Annotated in this window: 18 protein-coding genes; 15 read left to right on the top strand and 3 right to left on the bottom strand. The window is 72.8% G+C overall.

Translation table 11 applies throughout. The annotated features are described in order from the left end of the window. Window positions 1-46: 46 nt before the first annotated feature. The 5 genes from ACQPZO_RS23980 (at window position 47) to ACQPZO_RS23960 (ending at window position 6,388) form a co-directional block, all read left to right on the top strand. Entirely contained in the window at window positions 47-904 is an 858-nt protein-coding gene (locus tag ACQPZO_RS23980; RefSeq protein WP_433344134.1) for a DegV family protein, read from the top strand. 511 nt (window positions 905-1,415) lie between these two features. Next, the gene (locus ACQPZO_RS23975) at window positions 1,416-2,249 is read left to right on the top strand and encodes a helix-hairpin-helix domain-containing protein (protein WP_433351206.1); all 834 of its coding nucleotides are present in this window, start codon (window positions 1,416-1,418) and stop codon (window positions 2,247-2,249) included. Further along, window positions 2,246-4,651: a ComEC/Rec2 family competence protein gene (locus ACQPZO_RS23970; protein ID WP_433344132.1), complete on the top strand. Its 2,406-nt coding sequence runs from the start codon at window positions 2,246-2,248 to the stop codon at window positions 4,649-4,651. The genes ACQPZO_RS23975 and ACQPZO_RS23970 overlap by 4 nt, the downstream gene beginning before the upstream one ends. A 124-nt stretch (window positions 4,652-4,775) precedes the next feature. After that, entirely contained in the window at window positions 4,776-5,756 is a 981-nt protein-coding gene (gene holA, locus ACQPZO_RS23965) for a DNA polymerase III subunit delta (RefSeq protein ID WP_433344131.1), read from the top strand. Between the two features lie 14 nt (window positions 5,757-5,770). Then, a complete protein-coding gene (locus ACQPZO_RS23960) occupies window positions 5,771-6,388 on the top strand; it encodes a hypothetical protein (RefSeq protein ID WP_433351204.1) in 618 nt (205 codons plus the stop codon). A 147-nt stretch (window positions 6,389-6,535) separates the two neighbouring features. On the opposite strand, the gene ACQPZO_RS23955 is transcribed toward ACQPZO_RS23960, so the two are convergent. Further along, window positions 6,536-6,838, bottom strand: a complete 303-nt coding sequence (locus tag ACQPZO_RS23955; RefSeq protein ID WP_433344129.1) for a helix-turn-helix transcriptional regulator — start codon at window positions 6,836-6,838, stop codon at window positions 6,536-6,538. A gap of 65 nt (window positions 6,839-6,903) precedes the next feature. Between ACQPZO_RS23955 and map the strand changes: the two genes are divergently transcribed. Continuing rightward, the gene (gene map, locus ACQPZO_RS23950; protein WP_433344127.1) at window positions 6,904-7,680 is read left to right on the top strand and encodes a type I methionyl aminopeptidase; all 777 of its coding nucleotides are present in this window, start codon (window positions 6,904-6,906) and stop codon (window positions 7,678-7,680) included. A 132-nt stretch (window positions 7,681-7,812) separates the two neighbouring features. On the opposite strand, the gene rpsT is transcribed toward map, so the two are convergent. After that, on the bottom strand, window positions 7,813-8,079 hold the full coding sequence (gene rpsT / locus ACQPZO_RS23945) for a 30S ribosomal protein S20 (RefSeq protein ID WP_387025060.1): 267 nt from the start codon (window positions 8,077-8,079) through the stop codon (window positions 7,813-7,815). Between the two features lie 113 nt (window positions 8,080-8,192). Then, the gene (locus ACQPZO_RS23940) at window positions 8,193-9,221 is read right to left on the bottom strand and encodes a phosphotransferase family protein (RefSeq protein ID WP_433344125.1); all 1,029 of its coding nucleotides are present in this window, start codon (window positions 9,219-9,221) and stop codon (window positions 8,193-8,195) included. A gap of 92 nt (window positions 9,222-9,313) precedes the next feature. On the opposite strand from ACQPZO_RS23940, the gene ACQPZO_RS23935 reads away from it, so the two are divergent. From ACQPZO_RS23935 to ACQPZO_RS23895, 9 genes are all read left to right on the top strand, one after another. After that, window positions 9,314-9,919, top strand: a complete 606-nt coding sequence (locus ACQPZO_RS23935; RefSeq protein ID WP_433344123.1) for a DUF4240 domain-containing protein — start codon at window positions 9,314-9,316, stop codon at window positions 9,917-9,919. Window positions 9,920-10,004: 85 nt separating this feature from the next. Beyond that, a complete protein-coding gene (locus ACQPZO_RS23930; protein ID WP_433344122.1) occupies window positions 10,005-10,538 on the top strand; it encodes a DUF4240 domain-containing protein in 534 nt (177 codons plus the stop codon). A gap of 123 nt (window positions 10,539-10,661) precedes the next feature. After that, complete coding sequence (lepA, locus tag ACQPZO_RS23925; protein WP_433344120.1) at window positions 10,662-12,539, top strand: translation elongation factor 4; 1,878 nt, start codon at window positions 10,662-10,664, stop codon at window positions 12,537-12,539. A gap of 312 nt (window positions 12,540-12,851) precedes the next feature. Continuing rightward, window positions 12,852-13,139: a GlsB/YeaQ/YmgE family stress response membrane protein gene (locus tag ACQPZO_RS23920; RefSeq protein WP_350887192.1), complete on the top strand. Its 288-nt coding sequence runs from the start codon at window positions 12,852-12,854 to the stop codon at window positions 13,137-13,139. A gap of 317 nt (window positions 13,140-13,456) precedes the next feature. Then, complete coding sequence (locus ACQPZO_RS23915; protein ID WP_433344117.1) at window positions 13,457-13,738, top strand: GlsB/YeaQ/YmgE family stress response membrane protein; 282 nt, start codon at window positions 13,457-13,459, stop codon at window positions 13,736-13,738. 210 nt (window positions 13,739-13,948) lie between these two features. Further along, a complete protein-coding gene (locus ACQPZO_RS23910; protein ID WP_433344116.1) occupies window positions 13,949-15,238 on the top strand; it encodes a sugar ABC transporter substrate-binding protein in 1,290 nt (429 codons plus the stop codon). Beyond that, on the top strand, window positions 15,235-16,221 hold the full coding sequence (locus tag ACQPZO_RS23905) for a carbohydrate ABC transporter permease (protein WP_433344115.1): 987 nt from the start codon (window positions 15,235-15,237) through the stop codon (window positions 16,219-16,221). The genes ACQPZO_RS23910 and ACQPZO_RS23905 overlap by 4 nt, the downstream gene beginning before the upstream one ends. A gap of 11 nt (window positions 16,222-16,232) precedes the next feature. Next, a complete protein-coding gene (locus tag ACQPZO_RS23900) occupies window positions 16,233-17,066 on the top strand; it encodes a carbohydrate ABC transporter permease (RefSeq protein ID WP_433351203.1) in 834 nt (277 codons plus the stop codon). Window positions 17,067-17,188: 122 nt separating this feature from the next. Beyond that, a complete protein-coding gene (locus tag ACQPZO_RS23895) occupies window positions 17,189-17,833 on the top strand; it encodes an MOSC domain-containing protein (protein WP_433344114.1) in 645 nt (214 codons plus the stop codon). Window positions 17,834-17,891 lie beyond the last annotated feature (58 nt).

The raw sequence follows: 17,891 nt of genomic DNA, 5'->3' as shown, positions 1-17,891 counted from the left end.
CACACGGTCCCGGGCGGTCGGGGCCGACATCGGCTACCGTGCCGGCATGCCCGTCGCGGTCGTCACCGACTCCACCGCCTACCTTCCGCCCGAGCTGGCGCAGTCACACCGGCTCACCGTCGTCCCGCTGACCGTGGTGCTCAACGGCGCGGAGGGGCTGGAGGGCATCGAGACCTTCCCCGAGGACGCCACCCGGGCGCTGGGTGGTCGCCGGGTTTCCGTCAGCACCTCCCGGCCGTCCCCGGAGCAGTTCGTCGGGACGTACCGGGAGCTGCTCGACGCGGGCGCGGACGGCGTGGTGTCGGTGCACCTGTCGGCCGAGCTGTCCGGGACGGTGGAGGCGGCCCGGCTGGCCGCCGCCGAGGTCGGCGACCGGATCGTGGTCGTCGACAGCCGCTCCACCGGCATGGGCCTCGGCTTCCCGGCGCTCGCAGCGGCCGAGGCCGCCGCTGGGGGTGCCGACCTGGCCGGGGTACGCCGGGCGGCGGTCGACGCCATCGACCGCACCAGCATCTTCTTCTACGTCGACACGCTGGAGTTCCTGCGCCGGGGCGGCCGGATCGGCGCCGCCGAGGCGCTGTTCGGCACCGCGCTGTCGGTGAAGCCGATCATGCACATGCCGGACGGGGCGATCGTGCTGATGGACAAGGTACGCACCGCGAGCCGGGGGGTGGCCCGCCTGGTCGACCTGGCGGTCGGGGCGGCCGGCGACGCCGACGTGGACCTCGCCGTGCACCACCTCGCCGCCCCGCAGCGCGCCGAGCAGCTCCTCGCCGCGCTCACCGAGCGGCTCGGCGACCGGCTGCGCTCGTCGTACGTGACGGAGGCGGGCGCGGTGGTGGCCGCGCACGCGGGCCCTGGGCTGGCCTGCGTCGTCGTGCACCGACGCCCCGGCTCGGCCTGATCCTCGCCTGATGTCGTTCACCCAGGGTGTGCCGGGGGAGTTGCCCGGTAGGCCCTGAGGCGGTCCCGTGCCCAGGTCAGCGATGTACATCCGATGCCACCCACCACCAGCGGATACGCGATCAGCGTCTCCATCGTCGCCTCCTCCATCCGACCCCGTCGACATAGCACACGGCGGACATGATCGGGTGCCTGTCCACAGTGGCTTCTGTCGTCCACAGGCACCGGCCGGAGGGCGGCAGGTCGTCCGCGTCCAAGCCTAATCTCGCGCCGTGTCAGACGACGAGGAGACGGTCGTGCGGCGGTTGCGGTGGTTGGTGACCGGCCCGGCGCCGGCCGAGGCCCCGGAGCCGCCGATCGTGCCGGTCGGGCCGGCCGCGCCACCGGAGGCGGCGGTCGAACGGCCCGGGGTGGCCGCGCCACTGCTGGGGCGGGGTTCGGTGGAAGGGCCGGCGGCTGGGCGGCCTGCGGTTGCGCCGCCGGAGGACCGGTGGCTCCCGGCCGGCGATCCGGTGGACGAGCGGCCAGTTCCCTGGCCGGGCGAGGGGCGGCTCGGCTCGGGGCGGCGTGCTGCAAGGGCCGCCGAGTCATTCCCCGTCGGCGGACCGTTCCGGGGCGACGCTCCGGCGCATCCCGGCGAGCCCGCCCCCAGCGCCGACCCCGGCCCCGAGGACGAGCCGACGCGCTCGCCGCGACCGTCCCGGCTGCCCGGTCCCGGCGCGTTCGACCCCGGGCGGCGGGGAGTGCGGGCGCTGGCGGTGGTCGCCGTGCTGGTGGTGCTCGGCGCGGGCTTCTGGGCGTGGCAGTCCCGGCCGCAGGCCGAACCGGTCGGGGCCGCCCCGTCCGTCGCCCCGGGTTCCGGTGGGCCGGAAGAGGCCCAGCCGGTGGTCGGCGGGCCGACGCCGGGCGGTGAGCTGGTGGTGGCGGTCGCCGGCAAGGTGCGTCGGCCGGGCCTCGTCCGGCTGCCGGCGGGCTCCCGGGTGGCCGACGCGGTGCAGGCGGCCGGCGGTGCGCTCCCCGGGGTGGACGTGGCGCTGCTGAATCCGGCCCGCAAGGTGACCGACGGAGAGCTGATCCTGGTCGGCGTGCCTGCCCCGGCGGGCCAGCCCGGTGCCGCGCCCGTCGCGCCCGGCGGGGGCCCGGCGGTCGCCGGAGGCCGGATCAACCTGAACACGGCGACCCTGGCGCAGCTGGACGCCTTGCCTGGGGTGGGGCCGGTGCTCGCCCAGCGCATCCTGACCCACCGTGACCAGCACGGTGGCTTCCGCTCGGTGGGCGACCTGCGTCAGGTGGAGGGCATCGGCGACGCCCGGTACGAGCAGCTCAAGGAACTGGTGACGGTGTGAGCGGCCCGCCGGGGCCGGACGCCGGTCCCACTGCCGACGGCGGGGGCATCCCCGACTTGCGGCTGGCCGGGCTGGCGGTGGCCGCCTGGCTGGCCGCGCTGGCCGGTCTGCACCTGGGGCACCGTGCGACGGTGCTGCTCGCGGCCGGTGCCGCCGGGTTGGCGGCGCTCGCCTCGGCGCACCTGCTCGGCGCGCTGGGCCGCCCGGCACCCCTCGTTCGCCGGTACGGGTGGATCGCGGTGGCCGTGCTGCTCGGTGTGGTCTGCGGCGCGGCGGCGACCGCCGCCCGGCTCGTCGTCCGGGACGCACCCGCCGTCCGGTCCCTCGTCGACGACCGGGCCACGGTCGACGCCGAGCTGGTCGTCCGGGAGGATCCGCACCCGGTCCGGGGCGTCCCCGGTCGGCCCGCCACCCTGCTGGTGCGGGCCGACCTCGTGGCCCTGACCGGCCCCGACGGGTCGCGGGTCGCCGCCCCGGTGCGGGTGCTGGTGCTCGCCACCGACCAGGCATGGCGGGGCCTGTTACCAGGGCAGCGGCTCACGGCCGAGGGGCGGTTGGGCGCACCGCGCGGCGGTGACCTGACCGCCGCCGTGCTCACCGTGCCCGGTCCGCCGGTGCCGCACGGTCCGCCGCCCTGGTCCCAGCGCGCCGCCGGCGTGCTGCGCGCCGGCCTGCAACGGGCCTGCGCGCCGCTGCCCGACGAGCAGGGCGGGCTGCTGCCCGGCCTGGTGGTCGGCGACACCAGCCGGCTGCCGTCGGCGGTCGAGGAGGACTTCCGGGACACCGGCATGACGCACCTGAACGCGGTGTCCGGTTCCAACGTCGCGATCGTCGTGGGCGCGGTGCTGCTGCTGGCCCGCTGGTCCCGGGCCGGTCCCCGGGTGGCCGCCGGGCTGTGCGCGCTGGCCCTGGTCGGTTTCGTCATCCTGGTCCGCCCCTCGCCCAGCGTGGTGCGCGCCGCCACCATGGGCGCGATCGGCCTCGCGGCGCTGGCCGTCGGCCGGCCCCGGGCGGCCCTGCCGGCGCTCGCCGCGGCGGTGGCCGGGCTGGTGCTGCTCGACCCGGACCTGGCCGGCGACCCCGGGTTCGCGCTGTCCGTGCTGGCCACCGCCGGCCTGCTGCTGCTCGCCCCCGGGTGGCGGGACGGGCTGCGGCGGCGGGGCGTGCCACCGGGGCTCGCCGAGGCGCTGGCCGTGCCGGCTGCGGCGCAGGTGGCCTGCGGGCCGGTGGTGGCCGGGATCTCCGGGACGGTGAGCCTGGTCGCGGTGCCGGCGAACCTGTTGGTGGTGCCGGCGATAGCGCCTGCCACGGTGCTCGGCGTGGCGGCGGCGGTGCTCTCCCCGGCCTGGCCGGCGGGCGCGGAGTTCGCGGCCTGGCTGGCGAGCTGGCCGGCGTGGTGGCTGGTCACGGTGGCCCGGTACGGGGCGCGGCTGCCGGCGGGCGCGTTGCCCTGGCCGGGCGGGGTCCCGGGGGCGCTGCTGCTGGCCGGGCTGACCGTGGCGCTGCTGGTCGCCACGCGCCGGCCGCTGGTGCGCCGGTTGGTGGCGGTGGTCGCGGTCGCCGTGATCGCCGGCACCCTGCCGGTCCGGTTGGTGGCCGGCGGCTGGCCGCCAGCCGGCTGGGTGGCGGTGGCGTGCGCGGTGGGGCAGGGCGACGCGCTGGTGCTGCCGGCGGGCGCCGGCCGGGCGGTGGTGGTGGACGCCGGGCCGGACCCGGCGGCCGTGGACGGCTGCCTGCGCCGGCTCGGCGTACGGGAGGTCCCGCTGCTGCTGTTCAGTCACCTCCACGTCGACCACACCGGCGGGGTGGCCGGGATCTTCCGGGGCCGGCGGGTGGCGGCGGTGCGCACGCCGCAGTGGCCCGAGCCCGCCGCCGGGCGGGAGCTGGTGCGCACCGCCGCCGCGACGGGCGGGGCGGGGACGGCGGCGGTTACGGCGGGGTGGACGTACCGGGTCGGCGGGCTGGAACTCGTCGTGCTCGGCCCGCCGTACCCGCTGCGGGGGACCCGGTCCGACCCGAACAACAACTCGCTCGTGCTGCGCGCCACGGTGGCCGGGGTGCGGATCCTGCTCGCCGGGGACGCCGAGACCGAGGAGCAGCGGGCGCTGCTCGACCGGCCGCCGCCCGGCGGCGTACGCGCCGACGTGCTGAAGGTCGCCCACCACGGGTCGGCGTACCAGGAGCCGGCGTTCCTGGACGCGGTCCGGCCGAGGGTCGCGCTGGTCCCGGTGGGCGTCGGCAACTCCTACGGGCACCCGAACGCCGCCGTGCTCGCCCGGATCGCCCGGGGCGGGGCGCGGGTGCTGCGTACGGACACCGACGGTGACGTGGCGGTGGTGCTGGGGCGGGACGGGATGGCCGTGGTGAGTCGGGGCCTCGCCCCGGGACGACAGCAGCGCTGAGGACCGAGGGGCATTGGCGGCATTGGCGGGGGGATTAACGTAAATGTCTGGATTTGCACTGAGTGCGGGCTCCGCCTTCTGCGGCCTCGACGAGCAGGCACGATCCCGGGGGCGGCGTGCGAATATGGGCGGCGTGACCGCCGCCGACCTCGCTCCCATTCTGCTCGTCCTCGGCGACGAGGAACTGCTCGCCACGCGCGCGGTGGCCGAGACCGTGGCCAGGGCCCGCAGCGTCGATCCCGACGTCGACGTTCGGGAGTACCAGGCCGGGGCGCTGGCCGTCGGTGAGATCGCCGAGATGCTCAGCCCGTCGCTGTTCGGCGGTCGGCGGGTGCTGGTGCTGCACTCCGGCCAGGACGCCCGCAAGGACCTGGCCGCGGCGCTGCTGGCGTACGCGAAGAACCCGGACCCGGACGTCCAGCTCGTCGTGCTGCACCTCGGGGCAGCCAAGGGCAAGGCGTTCGCGGACGGGCTGCGGGCGGCGGGCGCGACGGTAGTGCCGGCCGCGAAGCTCAAGGGGCACCGCGAGCGGGTGGCCTTCGTCCGCGAGGAGATCCGTCGGGCCGGCGGCAAGTGCACCGACGACGCGGCCGAGGCGCTCATCGCGGCGGTCGGCAACGACATGCGCGAGCTGGCCGCCGCGTGCTCCCAGCTGATCGCCGACACCGACGGGCGGATCGGGGCCGACACCGTGGCCCGCTACTACAAGGGACGGGTCGAGGTGAGCGGCTTCACCGTCGCCGACGCCACCCTGATCGGCGACGTGCCGGCGGCGCTGGAGGCGCTTCGCTGGGCGCTGCACGTCGGCGTCGACCCGGTTCCGATCGCCGACGCCCTCGCCGACGGCGTCCGCACCGTCGCCCGGGTCGCCGCAGCGGGGCGGGGCGACCCGTACCAGCTGGCGGGCACCCTCGGCATGCCGGCCTGGAAGGTCAAGAGCGCTCAGCAGCGGGCCCGGGGCTGGACGCCGGAGGGCCTCGTACAGGCGATGCGGGCCGCCGCCGAGTGCAACGCGGCGGTCAAGGGTGGCTCGGACGACCGCGCGTACGCGCTGGAGCGGGCGGTGTTCTCGGTCGCAGCGGCCCGGCAGGGCGGCACCCGGTGAACCGGCCGGTCCGGGTGTCGTGGGCGACGGTCCCCTCCGCCCAGGAGCGGTACCGCCCCCTCTACGCCCGGGCCCTCGGCCTGCGCTTCGTCAACCCCGGTGGGGTGCTCTGCTTCCTCTTCTTCGAAGGGGCCGTCGCGCTGGCCGTCCTGCTCGCCCTGGCCGAGCTGGTGACCTGGTGGGCGGTGCTCGTGCTGCCCGCCGCCGTGGCGGCGATGGTCAAGCTGAACGACATGGTGGCGGAGGCGGTGGTCCGGACGGCCGCGCTCGTGCCGGAGCAGGAGCGGGACCGGTTCCGCCGGCAGATGGAGCCCGTGGTCGGGCGTGCCACGGTCCAGGGCGTCGGTGGCCGTCCCGGGGCGGCCGGTCACGCTGACCGGGGTGCGGCTGGTCAGGCGGGCGCGGGTCACGCGGGCGGGGGTGCTGGTGGCCGGGGCGCGATCGGTGTCGCCGGCTCGCCCGGCGCCGGCCTGCGCGAAGCTCCGGGTTCGGCCTCGCGGGCCATCCCGGGCGTTCTCGTCCATCCCGAGCCGGCGGGGCGCGCAGAACGGCCCCGCCACGGCCTCCGCCGTGCGGAGCCCGGCCTCCCGGATCACACCCGCCCGGACCACGCCCCCGGCCCTCGCCCCTGATCCGGGCGCGGTCCGCCGCGCGGGGCGGCTGTTCGCACCGAGCCCGTGCCGCGCTGTCCTAGCTGTACTGGCCGGGGACGTTGAGGGAGAACTGCGCACAGGTGTTCTCTGTCGTCGGCAACTGCACCGGAGCTGCGGGGTCGAGACTTACGAGGCCAGCCGTTCACCTGCGTAGCGGCCTGATATTGCGAGTTCGGCCCCGCTGCCCGACTGGTTGATCTCTGACCACACCGCATCGAGGGAGAGGCCGAGGACGTCGGCGATCGCGGCGATGGTCGGGAAGGCGGGGGTGGCTACGCGACCGGACTCGATCTTCCGAAGAGTCTCCGGCGAGACACCTGCTTCCAGGGCGGTAACGAGCATCGAACGTTCCCCCCTGGCTCGACGCAGGAGGGCGCCGAGGCGCTGTCCGCGCTCGACCTCTGCGGGGGTGAGCGGCAACCTGACCATGCTCCGATTCTAGTACCGGGATAATATGGCCGGGATACTTATTGGTCGCGCGAGGAAGGCGCTGCATGATCGAGATCCTGAGTCCCACCGACCTGCTGCGAGCGAAGGACGCCGGCGCCCTGGTCGGCGGCATCCTGCAGACACTGAGGAGCCGCAGCACGGTCGGCACAAACCTCTTGGACATCGACCTGTGGGCCCGCAGCATGATCACCGAGGCCGGGGCGCAGTCCTGCTATGTCGACTATGAGCCGTCCTTCGGACGTGGGCCGTTCGGCCACTACATCTGCACGTCAGTCAACGACGCTGTGCTCCACGGACTGCCGCACGACTACCCGCTTGCCAACGGGGATCTGCTGACGCTCGACCTCGCTGTCTGCCAAGGCGGAGTTGTCGCTGACTCCGCCATCAGCTTCATCGTGGGCGACGTCAAGCCCCCGGAGAGCATTGCGTTGATCAACGCGACCGAGCGCGCATTGAGCGCAGGGATAGCCGCAGCCGGCCCCGGAGCTCGCATCGGTGACCTCTCCCATGCCATCGGCTCGGTCCTCAGCGAGGCGGGATATTCGATCAACACCGAGTTCGGCGGTCATGGCGTCGGATCGACGATGCACCAGGACCCGCACGTCTCGAACACGGGGCGGCCCGGTCGCGGATACCGGCTGCGCCCTGGGCTGCTGTTGGCATTGGAGCCGTGGGTCATGGCGGACACCGCCGAGCTCGTCACCGATGCCGATGGCTGGACGCTCCGAAGCGCGACAGGCTGCCGGACAGCGCACAGTGAGCACACGATCGCCATCACCAACGATGGAGCCGAAGTCCTCACCCTGCCGAAGCAGGCGTAACCGTGAGGTGACAGCCATCCGTGTTCCCCGTACGCGGGAACCGGAGCCGGCGAGCGGGAGGCCGGTGCGGACACACAGAAAGCCGGAAGCCCCGGTTGACCCGGGGCTTCCGGTCAGGTCTGTGGACGCCGGTCAGGCAGCGAGCGAGGTCACGCGCTTGGCGATCGCCGACTTGCGGTTCGCCGCCTGGTTCGAGTGGATGACGCCCTTGCTGACAGCCTTGTCCAGCTTGCGCGAGGCATCCTGCATGAGCACGGTGGCCTTCTCGGAGTCACCGGCCGCCGCAGCCTCGTGGAACTTGCGGATGGCGGTCTTCAGCGAGGACTTGACCGACTTGTTACGCAGCCGGCGCTTCTCGTTCTGCCGGTTGCGCTTGATCTGGGACTTGATGTTCGCCACGCGACAGCCTCGTCTTGATAGCTCGGTATGGTCTGCATTCCGCTGCGACGAGCATGCGTCATCGCTGCGCGAATAGCCAGGTTACCAGGTCCGCCCGGACGAGCCAAAACGGCTCACTTCCGCAGCCCGGGGGTGGTCGGCTCCCGGCCCTCCGGCGCCGGCGCCCAGCCCTGCCGGACGGCGAGCCAGCCCAGCGCCTGCCCGCCGCTCCAGCGCTGGTGCGCCCGGATGTGCGGGGACGCGCTTGTCGGCCCGGCGGCGGCCGAGGTGAGCAGGTAACCGGAGAGCGCGGCGAGGGTCACGTCCAGGGCGTCCGGGGGTGCGCCGGCCGCTGCGGGGTGCCCGGCGAAGAGCCCGTCGGCGTCCAGGCCGCTGGCGTGGGCGGTGATCAGCAGGCTGACCAGGTCGAACCAGGCCGGCCCGTGACAGGTCCAGGTCCAGTCGCAGAACCACGCCCGGCCGGTCGGGTCGACGAGTACGTTGTCCAGCCGCAGGTCGCCGTGGGCCAGGCCGCCGCGTTCGGCGTACCGGGGCAGGCGTGACTCCAGCGCGACCAGCTCGGGCAGCCGGTCCCGGGCCGAGGGCGGCAGCTCCGGGGCCGGCTCCCGGCCGGCGGCCACCTCGCCCCACCAGAGGATGTCCTCCCGGGCCAGGTCGGCGAGCCGGGGTAGGCCGAGCCCCACCAGATCGGGGGGAGGGTCGGCCAGCGCGGCGGCCACCTCGGCGTACCCGGCCAGGGTCGCGTCGAGGTCCGCCGGGGTCCACGGCAGCGTGGGCGTGCGACCGTCGATCGCGTCCAGGCCGAGCCCGTACCAGCCGGCCGCCGTCACCGCCCAGCGCGGGCGGGGGACCGGCAGGCCGGCGGGGAGCCGGTCCAGGACGGCGGCCTCCCGGGCGTACCAGTCGACGAGGTGCCGCTGCTCGGTCAGCGACGCCGCCTTGACGAAGGTCCGTCGCCCGTCGGCGGTCTCCAGCACGGCGGCGAAGCCCCGGGTGAACCCTGCGCCGGCCACCCGGGCCACCGCCACCGGACCGCCCAGCCGGGCGGTCACCGCCGCCCGCAGGCCGGCCGGCAGTTCCGCCCAGCCGGGGCGCAGCGCGGTCGCGTCGTACGGCACCGGGGGAAGTGAGATCGGGACCATCCGACCATGCTGCCCCACCCGCGCCCGGTGCGCCGTTCGCCGGGCGCCGTGAGCAGGCCAAGGATGTCGTACCGCCGCGCGATGATGCCGCCGTGGACACCGAGGGATTCTGGGCGCTGGTGGAGGCGTCCGCCGGGGCCGGTGGCGGCCCGGACGAGCGGCTGACCTGGCTCACGGAACGGCTCGCCGGCCTCCCCGCGACGGAGGTGGTCGACTTCCAGCTCCGGCTGGACGAGGCCCACGCCCGGGCCGACACCACGCTGCTCTGGGCCGCCGCGCTGCGGATCTGCGGCGGGCTCTGCTCCGACGACGGGTTCCGCTACTTCCAGGGGTGGCTGGTCGGGCTGGGGCGGTCGGTCTTCGAGCGGGTGGTGGCGGCACCGGACACCCTGGCCGACGTTCCCCAGGTGCGCCGGCTGGCCGGTCGCCCCACCCGCGAGTGGTCCGACGCCGAGTGGCCGGACTGGGAGTCCCTCGACTACGTGGCGGACGAGGCGCACGAGCGGATCACCGGCATCGCCGAGGGCCTTGAGGGCGCGGTGCTCGCCCGCAGCGGCGAGCCGGGCGACGACTCACCGGACCCCGGCGACGATCCGGAGGAGCCGGACGATCCGGAGGAGCCGGACGATCCGGCCGAGTTCGCCCGCCGGTACCCGCGCCTGGCGGCGATGTTCCCGCCTGTGCCCGCCCGCCTGTGACCCGCGGCGTCCGTAGTGCGGCGCGGGACCGCCGCGACCCGCGCGACCGCCGTGGCGGCGGCCGGCTCTGTCAGACTGCCAAGCCATGAGGACCGACGACTTCTGGCAGTTGATCGACCGGGCCCGGGCCGGCGGGGGCGGGGCGGCCGGTCCGGTCGCAGCCCGGGCCGTGGCGTTGCTGGCCGAGCGCGACGCCGCCGACATCGTCGGGTACGCGCAGCACCAGCGCCGAGTGATGGCGGCGTCCCACCGGGCCGACCTCTGGGGCGCGGCCTACCTGATCAACGGGGGCGCGTCCGACGACGGATTCGAGTACTTCCGGGGCTGGCTGATCACCCAGGGCCGGGAGGTCTTCGCCCGCGCGGTGGCCGACCCGGACTCGCTGGCGGCGCTGCCACGGATCCGTCAGGCGGCGCTGACCGGCGAGGAGTTCGAGGCCGAGCAGATGCTCACAGTCGCCGAGGAGGCGTACCGGAAGGCGACCGCCAGCGAGCTGCCGGCGGTGCCGGAGACGCCCTACCCGGAGCTGGGCGAGTTCTGGGACTTCGACGACGAGGAGGAGGCCCGCCGCCGACTGCCGAAGCTCGCCGCGCTCTTCGTCGAGCCGCCCGAGGAGTGAGCCGTCGGCCCCGCCCCCGGGCGGCGGGAGGAGTGATCCGACCGGGCTCGGGGCGACGTGGGAGCATAGAGGGGGCCGGCGTCGCGTCGGCCCGCTCACGTCAGCCGACCAGAACGGACCGCTGTGTCACCGACGCTCGATTCCGGCGCGAACGCTCCCGGTGCCACCGACCCGGCGCGCATCCGGAACTTCTGCATCATCGCCCACATCGACCACGGGAAGTCGACCCTGGCCGACCGGATGTTGCAGCTCACCGGCGTGGTCGACCCCCGGCAGATGCGCGCGCAGTACCTCGACCGGATGGACATCGAGCGCGAGCGCGGCATCACCATCAAGAGCCAGGCTGTCCGGATGCCGTGGACGGTCCGCGAGGGCGACCGGGTCGGCGAACAGGCCGTGCTCAACATGATCGACACCCCTGGCCACGTCGACTTCACCTATGAGGTGTCCCGCTCGCTCGCCGCCTGCGAGGGCGCGGTCCTGCTGGTCGACGCCGCCCAGGGCATCGAGGCGCAGACCCTGGCGAACCTCTACCTGGCGCTCGAGAACGACATGCCGATCATCCCGGTGCTCAACAAGATCGACCTGCCGGCCGCCCAGCCCGAGAAGTACGCCGAGGAGTTGGCCCACCTGATCGGCTGCGATCCGGCGGACTGCATCAGGGTCTCCGGCAAGACCGGCGTCGGCGTGCCGTACCTGCTCGACGAGATCGTCCGGCAGCTCGTCCCGCCGGTCGGCGACGCCGACGCGCCCGCCCGGGCGATGATCTTCGACTCGGTGTACGACGTCTACCGGGGCGTGGTCACCTACGTTCGGGTGATCGACGGCCGGATCGGTGCCCGGGACCGGATCAAGATGATGTCCACGGGCGCCGTCCACGAGTTGCTGGAGATCGGCGTCATCTCGCCGGAGATGGTGAAGGCCGACGCGCTCGGCGTCGGCGAGGTGGGTTACCTGATCACCGGCGTGAAGGACGTCCGCCAGTCCCGGGTCGGCGACACGGTCACCATCAACGCCAGGCCGGCGACGCAGGCGCTCGGCGGTTACAAGGACCCGAAGCCGATGGTCTACTCCGGCCTCTACCCGATCGACGGGTCCGACTACCCCAACCTGCGCGAGGCGCTGGACAAGCTCAAGCTCAACGACGCCGCGCTCGACTACGAGCCGGAGACCTCCGGAGCCCTCGGCTTCGGCTTCCGGTGCGGCTTCCTCGGCCTGCTGCACCTGGAGATCATCCGGGAGCGGCTGGAGCGGGAGTACAACCTCGACCTGATCTCCACCGCGCCGAACGTGGTCTACCGGGCCATCACGGAGGACGGCCAGGAGATCGTCGTGACCAACCCGAGCGAGTACCCCGCCGGCAGGATCGCCGAGGTGTACGAGCCGGTCGTGCGGGCCACCGTGCTCACCCCGAACGACTACGTGGGCGCGGTGATGGAGCTGTGCCAGGGCCGCCGGGGCAACCTGCTCGGGATGGACTACCTCTCGGCCGACCGGGTGGAGCTGCGTTACACGCTGCCCCTGGCGGAGATCATCTTCGACTTCTTCGACCAGCTAAAGAGCCGCACCAAGGGCTACGCCTCGCTGGACTACGAGCCCTCGGGCGAGCAGGCGTCCGACCTGGTCAAGGTGGACATCCTGCTGCACGGCGAGCCGGTGGACGCGTTCAGCGCCATCGTGCACAAGGACAAGGCGTACAACTACGGCGTCACCATCGCCGCGAAGCTGCGCAAACTGATTCCCCGGCAGCAGTTCGAGGTGCCCATCCAGGCTGCGATCGGCAGCCGGGTGATCGCCCGGGAGACCATCCGGGCGATCCGCAAGGACGTGCTCGCCAAGTGCTACGGCGGTGACATCAGCCGCAAGCGCAAGCTGTTGGAGAAGCAGAAGGAGGGCAAGAAGCGGATGAAGATGGTGGGCCGGGTCGAGGTCCCGCAGGAGGCCTTCATCGCCGCTCTCTCCTCCGACGACGGCGACGGCAAGGCCGCCGGCAAGAAGTAGCCCCGCCCCCGTCCCCCGGGGAGTCAGGCCGCCGTGGGTTACCGCGACGGACGCCCACCCAGGCTGGCCCCGGGACCGGGTGTCCGGCCGTACCGGAAGGAATTTTCCGGGCCCGGCAGCGCGCGCCGCAGGGGCGGTGGGAGCCCTTCCACCTGGCCTTTTGCCGCCTCGCGGGTGGGCGGAAGGGGTGGTGACATCGACGTGCGGCAGCAGATCGGCGGCGAACCCGGTTTGGATTTTCGGGCCCTCGGGAACTTAGCGGTCACGACAGCAACAACACCGTTGTGACACATCTTTAGGAGGAGGGCGACCGTGGAGCTCACCGTTTGGGGCATCATCACCGCACTCATTGTTGGTCTCATCATCGGCGCTCTGGGCCGCCTGGTCGTCCCGGGCCGGCAGAACATGCCGATCTGGCTGCACATGCTGATCGGTGTGGGCGCCGCGCTGCTCGGCACCGTGCTCGCCCGCGCCATGGGCATCGCCACCGAGACGGCCGGGATCGACTGGACCGAACTGCTGGTGCAGGTCGTGCTGGCCGCCGTCGCCGTGGCCCTGGTCGCCGGTGTCGGCCGTCGCCGGAGCGTCAGCCACCGGTAACGACACGCCATTTCTCCCGAAGGGCGCCCGACCACAGCGGTCGGGCGCCCTTCGCGTGCGTCCGGCCTTTCCGCGCCCGCGCCGAAGGCGTGGGGAAAGTGGGCGCGAGCGTCGCTCGTGAATGTGTGGTCCGGTGTGCCCGGCCGGACCCGGGAGTGCGCCGAAGGGCTGTCGCATGCGGCCTGAGCTGCACAGGCGTCCCGAGTGGGGCGCATCCACCGCAATGTCCGGAGGGTGGGTTTGGATTTCCGGTGGGCCGGGAACTTAGTTGTCGCCACAGCGAACAATACTTGTGAAGCTTTCTGAGGAGAACGACCATGACCGTTACCGGAATCATCACCGCGCTCATCGTCGGTCTGATCGTGGGCGCCCTGGGCCGCCTGGTCGTCCCGGGCCGGCAGAACATGCCGATCTGGCTGCACATGCTCGTCGGCGTGGGCGCCGCCCTGCTCGGCACCGTGCTGGCCAACGCCGTCGGCATCTCCACCAACACCTCCGGGGTCGACTGGGCCGAGCTGCTCGTCCAGGTCGTCGTCGCCGCCATCGCGGTCGCGATCGTGGCCGGCGTGGGTGGTCGTCGCAGCGTCACCCACCGGTAACAGCCACCGTCTCGCCAACGGGCGCCCGACCTCTCCGGTCGGGCGCCCGTTCGTCTGTGTCACGCCCGGTTCGGTCCACGTCGGACTGCCCCCGCGCCTCCGCTGCGGTACGGTCGCCTCGCTTCCAAGTCGCCCCTGTCGTAAAGGAAATTTTCCTACTAAGGTGCGGCGGAGAAGGTTAGTGCCAGGACGGCGCGAGGGAGATGTGGCGTGAACAGGTGGAAACGGCTGGCCCCGGTCACCGCCGTGGTGGCGTCGGCCGCGATGGTGCTCACCGGTTGCGGTGGCTCGGGGGACGACAAGGCCGCCGACAACAGCAAGCTGACGGTCTGGATGATGGGCGAGGGCAGCGAGGCGCAGACCACGTTCCTCGACGGCGTCGAGACCGAGTTCAAGAAGAAGCACCCCGACACCGACGTGGTCGTGCAGTACATCCCCTGGCTCGAGGCGCCCAAGAAGTTCCAGGCGGCGCTCGCCGGCGGTGAGGGACCCGACGTCACCGAGCTCGGCAACACCGAGACCCAGGGCTGGGCCGCCCAGGAGGCGCTGGCCGACGTCAGCGGCAAGTTCGGCGGCTGGGCCGAGGGCAAGGACATCCTCCCCGACCTGGTCAAGAACGCCCAGCTCGACGGCAAGCAGTACGGCGTGCCGTGGTACGCCGGTGTCCGCGCGCTGTACTACCGCACCGACTGGTTCGCCGAGGCCGGCGTGAAGCCGCCGACGAGCTGGGACGAGCTGGTCGCCGCCGCGAAGGCCGTCCAGGCGAAGAAGCCGGGCACCTACGGCATTGCGCTGCCGGGCAACTCGGAGCTGCCGTTCTACTCCTTCCTCTGGGGCGCGGGCGGCGAGATCGCCACCAAGCAGGGCGACACCTGGAAGTCCGGCTACAACACCCCGGAGGCCCAGAAGGCGGTCAAGTTCTGGACCGACATGGTCACCGTGCACAAGGTCGCCCCGCCCGCCGCCGCCGGCTGGAACGAGGTCGACGCCCGGACCCAGTTCGCCACCGGCAAGGCGGCGATGGCCTTCGGCGGTAGCTGGCAGGCCGGCGCCATCAAGAAGGACAACCCCGAGATCGAGAAGGTCTGGGGCACCTTCCCCATCCCCGGCCCGGACGGCAAGCCGGCCCCGGCCTTCGCGGGCGGCTCGGACATCGCCCTGTGGAAGGACAGCAAGAGGCAGGACCTCGCCTGGGACTACCTGACCGTGCTGCTGAGCAAGCAGAAGGACAAGGAGTTCGCCAGCAGCCTCAACTTCTTCCCGGTCTACTCCGACCTGGTCAGCGGCGGCGAGTACGCCAACGACAAGATCATGGCGGCGTTCGCCACGACGCTGCAGAACACGAAGCTGACCCCGCTCACCCCGAAGTGGGTCGAGGTCAGCCGTACCAAGACGGTGACTCAGGCCATGAACAGCTCGGTCATCAAGGGTCAGAAGACGGTCGAGAAGGCCACCGCCGAGGCGGCTGCCGAGATGGAAAGCATCCTCAACGCGAAGTGAGCACGCTGATCCAGGCGCCGGAGGCGTCCGCCGCGCGGGAGAACCCCGCGCGGCGGCGTCGCCGGGTGGACCGCCTGCCCTACCTGCTGCTCCTGCCCTGCCTGGTGATCATCGGCGTGCTGCTGCTGTGGCCGCTCGGCCAGGTGGTGGCGATGTCCTTCTTCCGGCTGAACAACGTCCGGCAGCTGCGCGGCGACCGGGAATGGCCCTGGGTCGGGTTCGGCAACTACGCCGAGATCCTCGGGGACCCGTTCTTCCTGACGGTGCTGCGCAACACGGTCCTCTTCGCCGTGGCCAACGTGGCGCTGACGATGGTCCTCGGCACCCTGGTCGGGCTGCTGCTCAACGGGCTGGGCAAGCGGATGGCCACCTTCGTCGCGAGCTGCGTGATGCTGGCCTGGGCCACCCCGGCGCTGACCGGCACCATCGTGTGGAAGTGGATGTTCGACGACACCTCCGGCCTGGTGACCTGGCTGTTCAACGCCCTGCCGGACGGGCTGTCGAACGCGTTGTTCGGGCGTGCCGACTGGACCGGCTACGGCTGGTTCAACTCGCCGCTGATGTTCTTCTCGATCCTCACCCTCGTGGTGGTCTGGCACTCCTTCCCGTTCATCGCGGTCAGCGTGCTGGCCGGGCTCAAGAGCGTGCCGGGCGAGCTGCACGAGGCGGCCCGGGTCGACGGGGCCGGGCCGTGGAAGGTGTTCTGGAGGATCACCTTCCCGCTGCTGCGCCCGGTCTTCGGAATTTTGGTGGTGCTCTCCACCATCTGGGACTTCAAGGTCTTCACCCAGCAGTTCGTGCTGGCCGGCGGCACCCAGGACCGGCCGACGTTCATGTTGTCGATCTACTCGTACGCCGAGGCGTTCTCCCCGCCCCCGAAGTACGGCCTGGGCGCGGCGATCGCGGTCATCCTCACGCTGATTTTGCTCCTGGTGACCGGGGTGTACGTGCGGATGGTGCTCAAGCAGGAGGAGGAGTCGTGAGGCGCGGCGCGGTGATGAAGCGGGTCGCCCTCAACGGCGCGGGCCTGCTGGTGGCGCTCTTCGCGGCGTTCCCCGTCTACTGGATGATCGCGACGTCGCTCAAGCCGAACCGGGAGATCTTCTCGGCCACGCCCCGGCCGGTGCCGGCCAACCCGACGCTGGAGCACTACCGGGAGATCCTGACCGGGAACCTGATTCCCGGCGTGACGTTCGGGGACTTCTTCCTCAACAGCGTCCTGGTGGCGGTCTCGACCGTGGTGCTCAGCAGCCTGGTCGCGCTGCTCGCGGCGACCGCGGTGGCCCGGTTCCGGTTCAAGCTGCGGACCAGCTTCCTGATCATGCTGCTGGTGGTGCAGATGATCCCGCTGGAGGCGCTGGTCATCCCGCTGTTCCTGATGATCCAGCGGCTGGGCCTCTACAACACCCTGCCCAGCCTGATCCTCACCTACCTCGGCTTCTCGCTGCCGTTCGCGGTCTGGATGCTGCGCGGCTTCGTGGCCGCGGTGCCCAAGGAACTCGAGGAGGCCGCGGCGATCGACGGGGCGAGCCGGGTGCAGATCTTCCGCCGCATCCTGTTCCCACTGGTCGCGCCCGGCCTGGTGGCGACCAGCATCTTCTCCTTCATCACCGCCTGGAACGAGCTGATCTTCGCGCTGACGTTCATCAACGATCAGGACCGGTACACCCTGCCGGTGGCGATGACGTTCTTCTTCGGCCGGGACGACACCGCGTGGGGGCCGGTGATGGCCGCCTCGACGCTGTTCACCCTTCCGGTGATCATCTTCTTCCTGCTGGTGCAGCGCCGGATGGTCTCCGGCCTGGTGGCGGGCGCCGTCAAGGGCTGAGGTGCGGGCAGGGGCCGGCCGGGCGCGTGAACGTCCGGAGGGGACCCTGCCCGTCGCCCGACGGCGAGGCCTCCACCGCCCCGGGGACGGCGGTCGCCGGTGCCCGGCCGTAGGCTGACGCCATGACGGGCAGGCTGGTGGCGGTTAACGTTGGCGTGGTGACCGAGGCGGAGTGGGCTGGCGACGCGAGCGGCCGCAGCGGGATCGACAAGCGGCCGGTCGACGGGCCGGTGCTGCTGCGGGCCGACGGCGTCGATGGGGACTTCATCGCCGAGCGGGCCCACCACGGCGGCCCCGACCAGGCGGTCTACGCGTACGCCGAGGAGGACGCCGCCTGGTGGGCGGCCGAGCTGGGCCGGGCCGTCCGGGAGGGTGGCTTCGGCGAGAACCTGACCACGTACGCAGTGGACGTGACCGGGGCGGTGATCGGGGAGCGGTGGCTGATCGGCTCGGCCCTGCTCCAGGTGACGAAGCCGCGCACGCCGTGCACCACGTTCGCCGGGTTCTGGGGCATGCCCGACCTGATCAAGCGGTTCACCGTGCGGGCCGCGCCCGGGGCGTACCTGCGGGTGCTGCGGGAGGGTGAGGTCAGCGCGGGCGACCCGGTCGAGGTGGTGGACCGGCCGGCGCACGGGGTCACCGTCGGCGAGGTGTTCCGGGCCGGCTCCCTGCAGCCGGAGCTGCTGCCCCGGCTGCTCGACGTTCCCGAGCTGCCGGAGTCGGTCCGGGAGAAGGCCCGCCGCCGGCTCGACGCGGGGCGGGCCTGACCGCGCCGGGCGTGCGGAAGGGCCCCCTGCCGTGCGCGACGCGCGCCGACAGAGGGCC

The sequence above is a fragment of the Micromonospora sp. CA-111912 genome (assembly GCF_050948415.1).
Lineage (GTDB): Bacteria > Actinomycetota > Actinomycetes > Mycobacteriales > Micromonosporaceae > Micromonospora.
This window is presented reverse-complemented; position numbering and strand designations above follow the sequence as displayed.